The sequence below is a fragment of the Sphingomonas sp. genome, assembly GCF_036388435.1.
Taxonomy (GTDB): domain Bacteria; phylum Pseudomonadota; class Alphaproteobacteria; order Sphingomonadales; family Sphingomonadaceae; genus Sphingomonas.
Map to the genome: position 1 here is coordinate 1 of NZ_DASVRV010000041.1, position 16,253 is coordinate 16,253.

The window sequence follows — 16,253 nt, forward strand, 5'->3', positions numbered from 1 at the left end:
GTTGCCGAACATCTGCGCCGCATCCCCCTCGAACAGCCGCCCGCACCCCATCGCGAACAGCGTGTCGCCGCTGAACAACAGGCCGGCCTCGGCGAAGTGGAAGACGATATGGCCGAGCGTATGGCCCGGCGTCTCGATCACCGTCGCCCGGTGCGCGCCGAGCATCACCTCGTCCCCCTCGGCGACGGTGCGGTCGAGCGTCGGGATGCGCGCCGCCTCCGCCGCCGGACCGGTCACGACGGCACCAAGCGCGCGGAGCTCGGCATTGCCGCCGACATGGTCGGGGTGCCAGTGCGTCGTCCATACCTGCCCGATCCGCCAGCCCCGCAACGCCGCCACGTCGAGCATCGGCCCGGCCTCGCCCGGATCGACCGCCAGCGTCTCGCCCGACACCGGATCATGGACCAGCCAGGCGTAATTGTCGCTCAGCACGGGGACACGGACGACCTCCAGCACCTGAGTCACCAGCTGCCGATATTGGGCATCGACGCCCAAGGCTCGGCGGGTTCGAGACGTCCGTCCTGCAGCAGCTCGATCGAGATGCCGTCGGGGGTCTTCACGAACGCCATATGCCCGTCACGCGGCGGGCGGTTGATCGTCACGCCGCCGTCCATCAGCCGCCGGCAGGTCTCGTAGATATTCTCGACCCGGTAGGCGAGATGGCCGAAATTGCGCCCGCCCGAATATACCTCCGGGTCCCAGTTGTGCGTCAGCTCGACCTCGGCGCGGGCGCGCTCGCCGGGTGCGTTCATGTCCTCCGGCGTGGCAAGGAAGATGAGGGTGAACCGGCCCTGCTCGCTCTCGATCCGCCGGACCTCCTTCAGCCCGAGCAGGTCGAAGAAGCGGATGGTCGCATCGGGGTCGGCGACGCGGATCATGGTGTGAAGGTAGATCATGCGGCAGCTCCGTTGGTGATTGACAGGATATCCTCGACCGCATCGACGAGCAGCGCGAGGTCGGCGTCGCGGGACAGGCGATGGTCGCCGTCCTTGACCAGCACGCACCGCACGTCGTTGGATCGCAGCATCGTGGCGAGCTGCGCGGTGCGGCTCCACGGCACGTCGGGATCGCGCTGGCCCTGGATGAAGCGCACGGGCATATCGACCGCGATCTCGCCGAACATGATGCGGTTGGCCTCGCCCGAGGACCAGAAGGCGCGGGTATAGACGGTCGACGCCGGACCGTAAGGATTAGGCCGCTCCAGCCGCCCGTGCTGGAGCAGGTACATTTTCTCGTCGGTCGAGAAGCCCCAGTCGGTGAAGTCCGGGGCGGGCGCGACCCCGACCAGCCCGACGACCCGATCGGGCCGCGCGACCGCGGCGAGCAGCATCAGCCACCCGCCCATCGACGAGCCCACCAGCACCACCGGTCCGGTCGCGACCGAGTCGATCATCGACAGCACGTCGTCGCGCCAGTCGACTAGGGTCCGGTCCTCGAAAGCGCCCTCGCTCCGCCCGCATCCGCCATAGTCGAAGCGCAGGAACGCGCGGCCACTCGCCCGTGCCCAGGCCTCCAGCGCGAGCGCCTTGGCGCCGCCCATGTCCGACGCATAGCCGGGCAGGAACAGGACGGTCGGCCCGCTACCCTCCGTCAGGTGATAGGCGAGGCGGGGGCGCGCGTCCGTCATGCCGCAAGCCCATAGCCGGTCGGGCGGGGAGCAGGGAAGGCCGGGTGTCCATGACCCGTTGCGAAAGCCGGTTCGCCCGGCGATACCGTGCCGCAAGATATAAGGGGATGTCATGAAGCACCGCACCATCGCGCTCGTCTCGTTCGCAGCGCTCGCCGCGCATCAGGTCGGGGCACAGGTCGCGCCGCCGCAGCCGCCGCGACCGGTCGAGGAGACGCAGGCACCCGAGGATCGGGTGATCCGCCCCGACGCGCAGCCCGCTCCCGCCGCGACGCCGACGCCCGCCTATGCCCCGGCGCCGGTGCCCGCTCCGTCGCCGACGCCCGCCGCCTGGAATGTCAACGCGCCGCTCGGCGCGACGGTGCGGCAGATGCCGATCCGCACCGATCAGGGGAGCTGGATGGACCTGGACGTCAGCCGCGACGGGCGGACGATCGCCTTTGCGCTGCTCGGTGACCTGTACACCATGCCGATCGAGGGCGGGACGCCGACGCGCATCGCCGAGGGGCTGGCCTGGGAGGTGCAGCCGCGCTTCTCGCCCGACGGGCGACGCATCGCCTTCACCTCCGACCGGGGCGGGGGCGACAATATCTGGATCATGAACCGCGACGGATCGGACAAGCGCCAGGTCACGACGGAGGAGTTCCGCCTGCTCAACCAGCCGAGCTGGAGCCCCGACGGGCGGTTTCTGGTCGCCAAGAAGCATTTCACCACCGGCCGCTCGCTCGGCACGGGCGAGGTTTGGATGTACCATGTGTCGGGCGGATCGGGCGTCCAGCTGGTCAAGAAGCCGAGCGAGACGCATCAAAAGGAGCTGGGCGAGCCCGTCTACGCCGCCGATGGCCGGTCGGTCTTCTACACCAGAAACGTCTCGCCCGGCCCGATCTTCGAATATGCGCAGGATTCGAACACCGACCTGTTCCACATCGAACGCTATGACCTCGACACGGGCGAGACGACGACCGCGGTGTCGGGCGAGGGCGGATCGGTCCGCCCGACCCCGTCGCCCGACGGCAAGCGCATCGCCTTTGTCCGGCGCGAGGCGACGCGGTCCAAGCTGTACGTCAAGGATCTGGCCAGCGGCGAGGAGCGCAAGATCTACGACGCGCTCGACCAGGACGTGCAGGAGACATGGGCGGTCACCGGCGTCTATCCGAACATGGCCTGGACGCCCGACAACCGATCGGTGCTGTTCTGGGCGGGGGGCAAGATCCGGCGGGTCGACGCCGACGGCACGAACGCGCGCGATATCCCGTTCCAGGTGAACGACACGCGCGGCGCGATCGCGGCGCCGCATCCGCAGGTGCAGGTGGCGCCCGACCGCTTTGCGACCGCCATGCCGCGCTTCGCGTCGGTGTCGCCGGACGGGCGGCAGGTGGTGTTCGAATCGCTGGGCAAGTTATGGCTGAAGCCGATGGCGGGCGGGGCGCCCAAGCGCCTGACGCGGACGGGCGACGCGGATGGCAGCGAGCTGTTCCCGACCTGGTCGCGCGACGGCAGGCTGATCGCCTTCGTCGCCTGGACCGACGCCGGGCTGGGCCGCATCCGCACCGTCGCGAGCGGCGGGGGGACGCCGCGCGACCTGACGACGACGCCGGGCCATTACGCCCGGCCGCGCTTCTCGCCCGACGGGCGCACCATCGTGTTCGAGCGGGGATCGGGCGGCGGGCTGACCTCGCCGCGCTGGTCGGAAGACCCGGGCGTCTACCGCGTCGCCGCCACGGGCGGGGTGCCCGTCCGCGTGGCGCGCGACATGGCGTCCCCCCAGTTCGGCGCGAGCGGCGAGCGGCTGTTCATGATCGCCGACGAGCGCAAGGACGGGAAGTCGACGCGCCAGCTCGTCAGCACGGACCTGTCGGGCGAGGGCAAGCGCGTCCATGCCTCCGGCGAGCTGACCAATGATTACGAAGTGGCACCCGACGGCCAGTTCGTCGCGTTCCGGCAGAATTACGAGGCGTTCGTCGTGCCGCTGATGCCCGGCGGGCAGGCGGTCGAGCTGGAGCCCAAGGCCAAGGCGCTGCCGGTGACCAAGGTCAGCACGGGCGGGGCCGATTACATCCACTGGTCGAACGACGGCGCGCGGCTGCACTGGAGCCTGGGGCCGACGGTCTATACCGTCGAGCGCGCCGCGTTGTTCGCCGACGCGCCGCGGCCCAAGAACGCGCCCGCCTTCGTGCCGCCGCGGTCGGGCGTGTCGCTGTCGATGGACGTCGCCGCCGCCAAGCGGCGCGGCACGGTCGCGCTGGTCGGGGCCAAGCTCGTCACCATGGCCGCCGACGATGGCGGGATCGTCGCTGACGGCGTGGTGATCGTCCGCGACGACCGCATCGTAGCGGTGGGCCCGCGCGGGTCGACGGCGATCCCGGCGGGGGCGACGGTGGTCGACGTGGCGGGCAAGACAATCATCCCCGGGCTGATCGACGCGCATGCGCATGGCCCGGCGGGGGAGGACGAGGTGGTGCCCCAGGCCAATTGGTCGATGATCCAGAACCTGGCGCTGGGCACCACGACGCTTCACGACCCGTCCAACCGATCGAGCGAGATATTCGCGGCCAAGGAGATGCAGCGCGCGGGGCTGATCCTGGCGCCCCGCATCTTCTCCACGGGCGAGATCGTCTATGGCGCCAAGTCGGCGTCGGTCTATGCCGAGATCAACGGGCTGGACGACGCGCTGGCCCATGTCCGCCGACTGAAGGCGCAGGGGGCGGGGAGCGTCAAGAACTACAACCAGCCCCGCCGCGAGCAGCGCCAGCAGGTCGTCGAGGCCGCCCGGCGCGAGGGGATGCAGGTCGTGGCGGAGGGCGGATCGCTGTTCGGCATGGACATGAACCTGATCGCCGACGGCAATTCGACGCTGGAGCATAATGTCCCGCTGGAGCGCTTCTACGACGACGTGCTGCAATTCTGGGCGCAGACCAACGTCAATTACACGCCGACCCTGGTCGTGTCCTATGGGGGGCTGGCGGGCGATCCCTATTGGCGGCAGGCGACCGACATCTACGCGCACCCGCTGCTCCGCGCGCACACGCCCCCGGCCCAGCTCAACGCCGCCGGGGCGCGACGGATCAAGGCGCCCGAATCGAACTTCGTCGACGACGACAATGCGCGCGAGGCGAAAAGGCTCGCCGACCGGGGCATATTAGTGTCGATCGGCGCGCATGGGCAGCAGGCGGGGATCGGCGCGCATTGGGAGCTGTGGAGCTTCGTGCGCGGCGGGATGACCCCGATCCAGGCGCTGCGGGCGGGCACGATCGTCCCTGCGCGGTCGCTGGGCATGGCGCGCGACATCGGTTCGCTGGAGGTCGGCAAGCTCGCCGACCTGGTGGTGCTCGACGCCGATCCGACCGTCGATATCCGCAACAGCGACAAGGTGAGCCGGGTCATGCTCGGCGGGCGGCTATACGATGCCGCGACGATGAACGAGGTCGCGACGGGCACCGCGAAGCGCCCGGCCTATTGGTGGGAGCAGGCGGGCCGGTGAGCCGGAAGTTCAATGGAAGTTCAGGCGTAAACGCCGCAATGACACACCGACCCGGTTGGGGTCGGCATGGCCTTGCCGGCATCGGGGCGAACGGACGGTGAGAAAGAACGATTCGAAGGGATAGGATGAACCCCGGTCTGTAGGACAGCCCCGATCGGCCGCGCGGGTTCATCGCGCGTTGTGGAAGATCGGCTATCCATCGCCGGGTGATGCGAATGGGAACAGCGACACCGTGGTGGGTCCCGGCGGCGGCCGCGCTGCTGACGAGCGCCCCGGCACTCGCCCGGACGGCGCAGACGCCGCGCGAGGCGCTGGCGCGGGATGCGGGGGAATATGCCGCGCGCCATGGAGTGTCGATCGACGAAGCGAGTTGGCGGTTGCGGGCGCAGGAGGAGACGCTCGCCGCGACCGACGCGATCGCCGCGCGGTTCGCCGACCGGCTGGCGGGGATCGCGGTGGAGCATGGTGCGGCCTATCGGATCAGCGTGCTGCTGACGGGGGACGCGCCGGTGGCCGGGGAGCGGATCGTCACGGGCGGCGGCGTCGTACCCGTGGTCTTCCGCACCGGCGCGGTCGCGACGCGCGGGCAGGTGGTCGCCGCGATCGAGCGCCATCAGGCCGATATTCGCGCCGCCTTGCCCCACGCCCCCGGCCTGGGGCTCGATCAGCGCACCGGCGAGATGGTCGTCACGCTCAACCGGGCGGATATCGACGCTCATGGCCATGACGCGTTGCTGACCGAGCTGACGCTGGCGACCGGGGTGCCCGTCCGGCTGCGCGCGGTGGACCGGCCCGACGCGGACAGCGCGGTCGAGGGCGGGGCGCGGCTGGTGGGGACGAGTCCGGCCGATGGGCGGCGTTATGCCTGCACCACGGGGTTCGTGGTCACCAACGGCGTCCAAGCGGGGGTCGTCACCGCCGCGCATTGCCCCGATGCGCTGAGCTATCTGGAGGGCGGCGGCCCCGAGGTGCCGCTGACGTTCATCGACGGCTGGGGCTGGGGCTATCAGGACGTGCAGCTTCACCTTGCCGACGCCGCGCTGCGCCCCTTCTTCTTTGCGGACAACGCCAAGACGCTGTCGCGGCCGGTGACCGGCGCGCGTCCGCTGCGGAGCACGCGCGCGGGCGACTTCGTGTGCCACCAGGGCGAGCGGAGCGGCTATAGCTGCGCCGAGGTCGAGCTGACCGACTTCGCGCCGTCGGGCGACCTGTGCGGCGGCGCGTGCACCCCGACCTGGGTGACGGTCGCCGGCCCCAAATGCCGCGGCGGCGACAGCGGCGGGCCCGTGTTCATCGGCACCACCGCGATCGGCCTGGTCAAGGGCGCGAGCTACCGCGCGGACGGCGGATGCAATTTCTATTATTACATGTCGACCGACTTCCTGCCGGAGGGGTGGAGCGTGCTGCGCCAGCCCTCCGCGTCGGCCCCGCCTACGCCACCTTCGACGAGAGCGGCGGCAGCCCCGCGATGATCTTGTCCAGCGTCAGCGGATAGTCGCGCACGCGCACCCCGCAGGCGTTGTACACGGCGTTGGCGACCGCGCCGCCGACGCCGCACATGCCCAGTTCGCCCACGCCCTTGGCCTTCATCGGCGACGACTTGTCGTCCGCCTCGTCGAGGAAGATCACGTCCTGGTGCGGGATGTCGGCATGGACCGGCACATGATATTCGGCGAGGTCGTGGTTGATGAAGCAGCCGAAGCGCGTGTCGACCACCGCTTCTTCCATCAATGCCGCGCCGACGCCCATGGTCATCGCGCCGATCACCTGGCTGCGCGCGGTCTTGGGATTGAGGATGCGCCCCGCCGCGCAGACCGCGAGCATCCGCCGGATGCGCACCTCGCCCGTTAGCGCGTCGACCCCGGCCTCGACGAAATGCGCGCCGAAGGTCGATTGCTGATAGGTCTTGCCCAGATCGCCATAGTCGAGAAAATCCTCGGCGGTGATCCCCGCATCGCCCGCCGCCTCGGCCAGGGGAACGCTGCGATTGCCCGACCGGACCTGACCGCCGACGAACTCGACATCGGCCGAGTTGAAGCCGAGCTTGGCCGCGACCGCCTCGCGCAGCTTGGCGCAGGCGGCATAGACGCCCGCCGTCGCGCTGTTGCCGCCCCATTGTCCGCCCGACCCGGACGACACGGGAAAGCTGGAATCGCCCAGCCGCACCACGACCTTGTCCACGGGAACGCCGAGCATCTCGGCGGCGGTCTGCGCGATGACCGTATAGCTGCCGGTCCCGATATCGGTCATGTCGGTGGAGACGGTGACGGCGCCGGTGCGGTCGACCGCGACGCGCGCGGCGGACTTCATGGTCAGATTGTTGCGGAAGGCGGAAGCCACGCCCATGCCGACCAGCCAGCGCCCGTCGCGCACCTGGGCCGGCTTCGCATTACGCTTCGACCAGCCGAAGCGGTCGGCGCCGGTGCGCAGGCAAGCGATCAAATTGCGTTGCGAGAAGCGGCGCTCGGGATGCTCGGGATCGACTTGGGTGTCGTTGACGATGCGGAGCTCCACCGGGTCCATGCCCAGTTTCTCGGCCAGTTCGTCCATCGCGACCTCGAGCGCCATCATGCCCGGCGCCTCGCCCGGCGCGCGCATCGCATTGCCCTCGGGCAGATGGAGCGTCGCGAGTTTCATCTCGACCAGCCGGTTCGCGCCGGCATAAAGCAGCCGCGTCTGCGAGGTCGCCGTCTCCGGCCCGCCGCCGGGCAGGTCGCCCGACGAACTCTCGTGCGAGATGGCGGTGATCCGCCCGTCGCGCTCGGCGCCCAGGCGCAGCCGCTGGACGGTGGCGGGGCGGTGGGTGGTGTTGTTGAACACCTGCTGCCGGGTGAGCGCGACCTTGACCGGGCGCTTGGCCACGCGCGCGGCGACCGCGGCCATCACCGTGTCGGAGCGGATCCACAATTTCGACCCGAAGCCGCCGCCGATATAGGGCGACAGGACGCGGATCTTGTCCTTGGGGATGAGCAGCGCCTGGCTGAGGTCGCGAACCGCCCAGTTGATCATCTGGTTCGACGTCCACAGCGTCAGCTCGTCACCCGTCCAGGCGGCGATGGAGGCGTGGGGCTCCATCATCGCATGGCTTTCGTCGGGGGTGGAATATTCGGCCTCGACCTTGACCGGCGCGCGGGCGAAGGCGCCGTCGAAATCGCCGATCTCGACGCGGGCGGGCGACGCGCTGCCCTCGCCGCTGCCGTCGCTGACCGGCTTGGCGGTGGGCAGGGCGGCGCGCAGGTCGTATTGGCCGTCGGCGCGGGCGTAATCGACGCGGATCAGCTTGGCGGCGGCGCGGGCCTGTTCGAAGCTTTCCGCGACGACGATCGCGATCGCCTGATCGAAATGCTCGATCTCCGGCCCGCCGAGCAGCGTCGCGGTGATCGCCTTGGGCTTGCCGAGCTTGCCGGCATTCTCGTGGGTGACGATCGCGACCACGCCGGGCGCGCGCTTCGCCTCGGCCAGGTCCATCGACCGGATGCGGCCGCGCGCGATCGCCGCGCCGACGATGAAGCCGTATGCCTGACCGGGGACGACATCGTGACGTTCATAGGCATAGGGCGCGAGCCCGGAGACCTTGAGCGGCCCATCGACCCGGTCGACCGGCTTGCCGACGACGGTCATGCGGTCGATGGGGTTGGTGGTGGCGGGCGTGTCAAACCGCATGGCTTATGCCTTCACTTGGGCGAACACGGCAGTCAGCGTGCGCTCGATCAGCGGCAGCTTGAACGCGTTCTGTTGGGTGGTGCGCGCGCCCGCGAACGCCGTGTCAGCGGTCGCCTTGGGACCCGCGCCGATCCGCGCCTCGGCCGCCTCGACGCGCCACGGCTTATGCGCCACGCCGCCGAAGGCGAGCCGCCCGCGCCCGCCGCGTTCGATCACCGCCGCGACGGAGATCAGCGCGAAGGCATAGGAGGCACGGTCGCGGACCTTTTGATAGATCTGCGTGCCGCCGATCGGCTTGGGCAGCGTCACGGCGGTGATCAGCTCGCCGGGCTGGAGATTGGTGTCGATGTGCGGCGTATCGCCGGGCAGGCGGTGGAAGTCGGCGATCGGGATGGCGCGGGTCTGCCCGTCGGGACGCACGGTCTCCACCGTGGCGTCGAGCACGCGCATCGCGACCGCCATGTCGCTGGGATGCGTCGCGATGCACTGGTCGCTGGTGCCGATGATCGCGAGGTTGCGGTTGAACCCGCCGATCGCCGCGCAGCCCGTGCCGGGCTTGCGCTTGTTGCACGGCTTCGTGGTGTCGTAGAAATAGGGACAGCGGGTCCGCTGGAGCAGATTGCCCGCCGTCGTCGCCTTGTTGCGGAGCTGCCCGCTGGCGCCCGACAGCAGCGCGCGCGAGAGGACGCCGTAATCGCGGCGGACGCGCGGGTCGCTCGCCAGGTCGGTGTTGCGCACCAGCGCGCCGATGCGCAGGCCGCCTGCCGGCGTTTCCTCGATCTTGTCGAGGCCGATGCGGTTCACGTCGATCAGATGGGCGGGCGTCTCGATCTGCAGCTTCATCAGGTCGAGCAGATTGGTCCCGCCCGCGATGAAACGCGCGCCGGGGGTCCTGGCCGCCGCCGCGGCGGCGGCCGCGGGCGTGGCGGCGCGTTCATAGGTGAAGGACTTCATGCGCGCGTTCCCGCCACCTCGACCATCGCCTCGACGATGTTCGAATAGGCACCGCAGCGGCACAGATTGCCGCTCATCCGCTCGCGCATCTCGTCGACGGTGGCGCCGGGCTTGCGGTTCAGATCGGTCGCGATGTGGCTCGGCACGCCTGCCTTGATCTCCTCGAGCATCCCCACCGCCGAGCAGATCTGCCCGGGGGTGCAATAGCCGCACTGAAACGCGTCATGCTTGACGAAGGCGGCCTGCATCGGGTGCAGCGCGCCGGGGCGGCCCAGCCCCTCGATCGTCGTGACCTCGTCGCCGTCGTGCATTACCGCGAGCGACAGGCAGCTGTTGATGCGGCGTCCCTCGACCAGCACCGTGCACGCGCCGCACTGGCCATGGTCGCAGCCCTTTTTCGAGCCGGTGAGCTTCAGATGCTCGCGCAGCGCGTCGAGCAGCGAGGTGCGCGGATCGATGTCGAGCGTGCGCGCCTGGCCGTTGACGGTCAGCGACACCGACATGGTCGCGGTCGTCTGGCCTCCCGCCGGCCGCTGGGCCTCCGCGCCGTCGGCCAAGCCGATGCCGGTCACCGCCACGCCGGCCATGCCAGCCCCGATCACGCCGCGCCGCGAGAAATCAAGATCGCCACCCATGAATTGAGATTCCCTTCGCGCCGCCCCTTATCATGGACCGGCGCGCGTGGAACAGAACGGACGGAAGCGGATGCGGGTCCATTCCCCCGCCTGGAAATATCCTGAAGCGGAATGTCCGGGCCGCCACTCCTTGACAGCCGCCCGTTCAGCCGGGCTTGCGCAGCAGCAGGTCGAGGCGGTCGATCCGCGCCGGTCTCGCGAGCAGCTCGTTCGACCGGGCCATGAGCAGCGCGGCGCCCTTGCCGGCCAGATGCGCCGCGCGCGCGGCCTCGTCCGGGAAGGTCTCGAAAATCTCGAACACCCGCCCGGTCCGGCGTACGCCGTACCAGCTGCGCGTGCCGGGCTCGTCCTGCACCTCGGCCAGGATGTTGCGGAGCAATTCGCGGACCTCGTCTTCGCGGCCCTGCCTGGCTTCAAGCGTGACGTGGAGTGCCTTGGCGAGCGACTCGCCGGCCGCGCCGCCCATCCTGGCGGGAGCATGGGGCTTGAGCTTCGCGCCGGCGAGGAGGGCGAGGCCGACGCCCAGCGCGGCGGCGCCGGCCGCGAGCGGGTGGAGCTTGGCTTCGGTGTAGAGGCTCGTCCTCATGACATGGCCTTCGTAGTTGCCGTGTTCCTCCAGCCGGTTGTTGGGACGGTCGAGGCCGTTATCCTCGAAGGAGCGAGCCGGCTCTCGGCCCGACGGGGTGGTCGGGATCAGCGCCGCCCCCAGCGGCCGGTCGATCGCGCCGGGCGCGAGATGCGCCGCCGCCGCCATGCCGCGCGCGCCGCCGCCGGCATAAAGGTCGCGGATCGGCCTGACGGCCGCGCCCAGGATCGCACGGGCCACGACCTCCGGGGCATAGACCGGCGGGACATGATGCGGCTCGGACGGCAGATAATTCTTGGCGTTGACCGGGAAGGGCGTGTCGATCTGGCCGGGCTTGACCAGCGTGACCGACACCGGTGCGCCTTCATCCTCCAGCTCCATGCGGAGCGCTTCGGTGAAACCCTTGATCGCGTGCTTGGTGGCCGCATAGGCGCCCTGGAGCGGGATGCCGCGCTCCCCCACCTCGCTGCCGATGTTTATCAGCGCGCCGCCATTGCGGGCCTTGAAGTGACGCACGGCCTCGAGCGAGCCATGGACCTGGCTCCAATAATTCACGTCCATCAGCCGGCGCTGATCCGCGATCGGCACCTGTTCGATCCGGCCATAGATGCCGGCGCCGGCATTGTTGACCCAGGTGTCGAACCCGCCGAACCGCCCGACCGCGATCTCGGCGACGCGGCGTACCTCATCCTCGACCGATACATCGGCGATGACGTGGATCGCCTGTCCGCCGGCCGTCACGATCTCCGACACGAGCTGCGCGAGCGCGTCGCCGCTGCGCGCGACCGCGACCACCCGGGCGCCCGCCTTGGCCGCCATGCGCGCGGTGGCGAGGCCGATGCCCGACGAGGCGCCGGTGATGACGATCACCTGGTCGGCGAGCGGCTTGAGCTTGAGCTTCATGGGTGGGTTCCGATCGGGGTCAGGCGGGCTGGCCGCCGCCGCCGGTGGCGCCGAAGATCTGCCCCGTCGAGAAGCTGAGCGCCGGGTCGGCCGCGGCGACGTAGAGCCCGGCGATCTCGGCGGGCTGGCCGGGCCGGCCGAGCGGCGCCTGCGATCCGAAGGTCTGGAGCTTCTCCGGCGTGGCGCCGCCCGAGACCTGAAGCGGGGTCCAGAAGGGGCCGGGGGCGACCGCGTTGACGCGGATGCCGCGTGGGGCGAGCTGCTTGGCCATCGACTTGGTGAAATTGAGCACGGCGGCGCGGGTCAGGGCGTAGTCGACCAGATCCTCCGACGGATCGCTCGCCTGTTCCGACGAGGTGTTCACCACGACCCCGCCCGGCCCCATCAGCGCGACGGCGGCCCTGGTGAGCCAGAAGGGAGCGTAGACGTTGGTCTTCATTGTGGCGTCGAAATCGGCGGACGAGATCGCGTCGATGGTGGGCTTGGTCTGCTGGCGCGCGGCGTTGTTGACGAGGATGTCGAGCCCGCCCAGCTCGCGCGCGGCCTGCGTCACGAGCTTGCGGCAGAACGCCTCCTCGCGCAGGTCGCCGGGGATGGCGACCGCCTTGCGGCCCGCGGCGCGGATCAGCTCCACCACCTCGCGCGCGTCCGGCTCCTCGGCGGGAAGGTAGTTGATCGCCACGTCCGCGCCCTCGCGGGCATAGGCGATTGCGGCGGCGCGGCCGATGCCGCTGTCGCCCCCGGTGATCAGCGCGCGCTTGCCCGCCAGGCGGCCCGAGCCCCGGTAGCTGGTCTCGCCGTGATCGGGGCGCGGCGTCATCTTGGAGGCGAGGCCCGGCCAGGGCTGGCGCTGCACGGGGAAGGGCGGCTTGGGATAGGCGGCGGCGCGCGGGGTCGTGGGGGCGCCGGGCGCCTTGGGCTCCTGTGCGGCGGCGGGCACGGCGGCGGCGGCGCCCGCGAGCGCGGCGCCCGCGACGAAGGTGCGGCGGCTGGTGTCGGTATCGGTCATGGGAAGCCTTCCGGGCGGATGTTGCGCCGGAAGAACGGGTTATGGGCAGGGGGGTTCCGCCGGGGCAGGGAAGGAGCGGATGCGGGCGGACGCCCCGCTCCGGTCCCGACGCCGTGACGGTTCAGCGTGTCCGCATGCGCACCCCGAGGCGGAAGGAGCGGCCGAGCAGGTCCGAATAGGTGCTGTTCGCCGCCAGGCCCGTCTCGGGCAGCAGCAGCGCGTCCTCGTCCAACAGGTTGGTGACGTTGAGGAACAGCTGCGCCTCCGTATCGCCCATGTCGATCTTGGCGGTCAGGTTGAGGTCGGCATAGAACACGCCCGACACATGATTGTCGTCATAGGTCGGGAACTGGGTGGTCGAGAGCGGGCACGAGCCGGCCTGGCATTCGATGCCGTTGGCGACGTACTTGCCCGCGCTGACGCCCCGGCCGACGCCTGTGATCGAGAAGCCGGGCGCGTCGTATGTCGCGCTGGCGCGGTAGATCCATTTGGGCGTGGTCGTCTGGCCGCCATTCACCCCGACCGAGTTGAGCACCGGATTGGTCGGAATGCCGCTGTCGAACAGATTGTCGATATAACGGGTGGCAACGCCGCGCAACGTGAAGTCGCCCTGGGCGGCGGCGAAGATCCGGTCCAGCGGCAGGCGGTAGGACGCGTCGATGTCGACGCCGCGGACCAGCTGGCTGGCGGCGTTGAACGGCTGGGTGCGGAAGACGAGATAGGGCTGGGCGGGATTGGTGGTGCGGATCGGGTCGGTGCTGTAGGCCTCGCAGAATTGCTGCTGGCCCTGGACGCACAGGTTGATGATGTCCTGCGCGCTGAAGGTGCTGATCGCGTTTTCGAGGTCGATGCGGAAATAATCCACCGACATGTTGAAGCCGGGCAGGAAGCGCGGCGAGAGCACCACGCCCGCATTCCACGAATCCGCCTTCTCGGCGCGCAGGGTCAGATTTCCCGTGGCGTTGGCCGAGTAGCTGAACGTCGCCGGCCCGTTCAACCCGTCGGTGGTGAAGGCGGGGTTGCGCACCGCGTCGCTGTTCGCGGTGCCGGCCTGGAACAGTTCGTTCAGATTGGGCGCGCGGATGTCGCGCGACCGCGTCACGCGGAAACGGAGGTCGTCGATCGGTCGCCAGGTCGCGCCCGCCTTCCACGTCGTGACATAGCCGGCGGTCGAATATTCGGTCGCGCGCGCCGCGCCGTTGAACTCCAGCCCCAGCCCGAGCGGCACCACCGCCTCGACATAGGCTTCGGTCACGTCGAAGCGGCCGTTGGTGGGCAGGTAGTTGCCGACGGACCAGCGGTTCGTCGTCGAAGGACGACCGGCGGCGTCCAGCGTGCTGAGCGGCTGGAACTCGGGCGGCACGAAGCCCCGGATCTTCTCCTCGCGATATTCCGCGCCGAGCGCGATGCTGACATCGCCCGCCCAGGTCGCGAAGGGGGTGACCGACACGTTGGCGCCCGTGACGAACTGCTCCACCACCTCGTCGCGGTACGGGTCGCCGAGGATGTAGGAGATCGCCGCGGGATCGGCGACGCCGACGCCCAGCCGGTTGAGCGGCACGCAGGCACGATCGTCGTTGGCGGTGGCCGCGTCGACGTTGACGAGGCACTGGATCGACCCGGCCGCATAGCCACCGCTATTGCCCGCGGGCGCGAACACCGCCGCGGTGGCGTTGTTGACGCGCACGTTGTTCATGATGTTGCGCAGCTGCTCGCGCAGGTCGGCGCGGCCATATTGACCATAAGCGTTCCACGTCGCGCGGCGGCCGAACAGGTCGGTCTCGCCCTCGGCGCCCAGCGCGTATCGTTGCACCTCGCGCTTGTTGTTGACCGCGCGGAAGGGCAGGTCGACCGCCGTCGTCGCGAGCGTCACGCCGGTGATGCCGGCGAGCCGCGCCGGCCCCAGCGTGTTGTACAGGAACGCGTTGCAGGTGAGCGGCGCCGCGCCGGCCGTCGCCGCCGCGCCGCAACCGGTGGCGTTCAGCGCGATGCCGGTCGACAGGTTCGGGCCCGCGTTGAAGAGGACCTCCTGCCGATTATACGACCCTTCGGCGAACAGCTCGATCCCGTCGGCGACCTCGTAGCTGAGCCGACCGAAGATGCCGTGGCGGTCGTCTTCGGGATCGAGCCCGATGCGCCGCCCCGAATCATTGACCCGCCAGTCGCCGCCCTGGGTCAGGGTCGGCGGGGCGGCCCCGGTCGGCGACGGAAAGGTGAGCGCGCCATATTGGAACTGCTGCACCGCGCCGTCCTGGCCGAAATAAAGGCCGCGCAACCGGTTCGCCACGCCGCCCGCCGAGCCGGTGACGAGGCCGCCCGGCGTCGAGTTCGCCGCGCCTACCTGGCGCCGGATCAGGAATTGCGGCGAGGTGCTGGTCGCCGTCCAGGCCGGATCCTGGATCCGCACAAAGCCCGTCTGGTTCCAGTCGCGATCCACCTCGAAAATGCCGTCGCGGTGCGCGAGCTCGGCGCTCAGGAGGATGTGGCCGCGGCCTTCCGCGCCGAAGGACAGGCCGCCCGCGACGCCGAACGAGTAGTTGAAGCCGTCGCCCTTGTCGGTGACGCCGCTGTCGACCTGGACCTTGAGCCCCCTATATTTCTTGTCGAGCACGAAATTGACCACGCCCGCCACCGCGTCCGAACCATAGGCCGCCGACGCGCCGCCGGTGACGACCTCGATGCTGCGCACCAATAATTGCGGAATGGTGTTGACGTCGACCAGCCCGGTGACGGTCGAGGGGACCGATCGCCGCCCGTCGAGCAGCACCAGCGTGCGGACCTCGCCCAGGTTGCGCAGGTTGAGCGCGTTGATGCCCGCCTGGCCGCTCGACAGGTTGAGGCGCGAATTGGCCGGGCGCGTCGACCCGGCGAGCGCGGGCAGCTGGTTCACGAAGTCGGCGATGTTGTTCGACGGCGAGCTGTTCTGGATCTCCTCGGCCGTCAGCACGGTGAGCGGCGTGGGCGCCTGGAACCCGTCGCGGACGATGCGCGTGCCGGTGACGACCACGTCCGTCGCCACGGCGGGGTTCGTTTCGGTCGGCTGCACGGTGGCCGCGCTCGACAGGCCTGTCCCCTCCTGCGGTGGGGGCGTATCCGCCGGCGACGCCACCGGCGTTTGCGCCGCGGCCGGCGCCGCGAGGCAGCCCGCGACCATCAGCGCGACCGCGCTCGACAGCGTTCCGAGATGCGGCGACCGCCGCCGGAGTCCGCGTTCACCCATGATCTTCCCCCTGTTTTCGCGCCGCACGGACGCCGCCGGGTGCCGCCCCGCCGCATCCGCTCACCGCCGGCCCGTCGCATCAACCGGTGCGACGGGTGACGACCGCCCCCACCCCATGAAGCTGCCGGATAGGGGCGAGCAGCGTCAAGGGCCGCCGGTGACGCCGGCGTAATAA

At 70.1% G+C, this 16,253-nt stretch carries 11 protein-coding genes; 2 read left to right on the plus strand and 9 right to left on the minus strand.

Annotated features, from left to right (window positions below; all coding sequences use genetic code 11):
- The 3 genes from VF592_RS08390 to VF592_RS08400 all read right to left on the minus strand — a co-directional run.
- Positions 1-456 (minus strand): MBL fold metallo-hydrolase (locus tag VF592_RS08390; protein WP_331005214.1); only part of this gene is annotated, 456 nt, incomplete at its 3' end.
- Positions 457-461: 5 nt separating this feature from the next.
- Positions 462-896 (minus strand): VOC family protein, encoded by a 435-nt coding sequence (locus VF592_RS08395; protein WP_331005166.1) that lies wholly within the window; start codon positions 894-896, stop codon positions 462-464.
- Complete coding sequence (locus VF592_RS08400; protein WP_331005167.1) at positions 893-1,627, minus strand: alpha/beta hydrolase; 735 nt, start codon at positions 1,625-1,627, stop codon at positions 893-895. Before VF592_RS08400 ends, VF592_RS08395 begins: the two co-directional genes overlap by 4 nt.
- 112 nt (positions 1,628-1,739) lie before the next feature.
- Between VF592_RS08400 and VF592_RS08405 the strand changes: the two genes are divergently transcribed.
- Entirely contained in the window at positions 1,740-5,108 is a 3,369-nt protein-coding gene (locus VF592_RS08405; protein WP_331005168.1) for an amidohydrolase family protein, read from the plus strand.
- A gap of 209 nt (positions 5,109-5,317) precedes the next feature.
- Positions 5,318-6,580, plus strand: coding sequence for a hypothetical protein (locus VF592_RS08410; RefSeq protein WP_331005169.1), 1,263 nt, complete (start codon positions 5,318-5,320; stop codon positions 6,578-6,580).
- On the opposite strand, the gene paoC is transcribed toward VF592_RS08410, so the two are convergent.
- From paoC to VF592_RS08440, 6 genes are all read right to left on the minus strand, one after another.
- Positions 6,540-8,771 (minus strand): aldehyde oxidoreductase molybdenum-binding subunit PaoC, encoded by a 2,232-nt coding sequence (gene paoC, locus VF592_RS08415; RefSeq protein ID WP_331005170.1) that lies wholly within the window; start codon positions 8,769-8,771, stop codon positions 6,540-6,542. The genes VF592_RS08410 and paoC overlap by 41 nt on opposite strands.
- A gap of 3 nt (positions 8,772-8,774) precedes the next feature.
- Complete coding sequence (locus VF592_RS08420) at positions 8,775-9,725, minus strand: xanthine dehydrogenase family protein subunit M (RefSeq protein ID WP_331005171.1); 951 nt, start codon at positions 9,723-9,725, stop codon at positions 8,775-8,777.
- Positions 9,722-10,360, minus strand: a complete 639-nt coding sequence (paoA, locus tag VF592_RS08425) for an aldehyde dehydrogenase iron-sulfur subunit PaoA (RefSeq protein ID WP_331005172.1) — start codon at positions 10,358-10,360, stop codon at positions 9,722-9,724. Before paoA ends, VF592_RS08420 begins: the two co-directional genes overlap by 4 nt.
- Positions 10,361-10,505: 145 nt before the next feature.
- Positions 10,506-11,849, minus strand: a complete 1,344-nt coding sequence (locus VF592_RS08430; protein ID WP_331005173.1) for an SDR family oxidoreductase — start codon at positions 11,847-11,849, stop codon at positions 10,506-10,508.
- A 19-nt stretch (positions 11,850-11,868) separates the two neighbouring features.
- Entirely contained in the window at positions 11,869-12,858 is a 990-nt protein-coding gene (locus VF592_RS08435; RefSeq protein WP_331005174.1) for an SDR family oxidoreductase, read from the minus strand.
- Positions 12,859-12,979: 121 nt separating this feature from the next.
- Positions 12,980-16,078, minus strand: coding sequence for a TonB-dependent receptor plug domain-containing protein (locus VF592_RS08440; protein WP_331005175.1), 3,099 nt, complete (start codon positions 16,076-16,078; stop codon positions 12,980-12,982).
- Between the last annotated feature and the right edge of the window lie 175 nt (positions 16,079-16,253).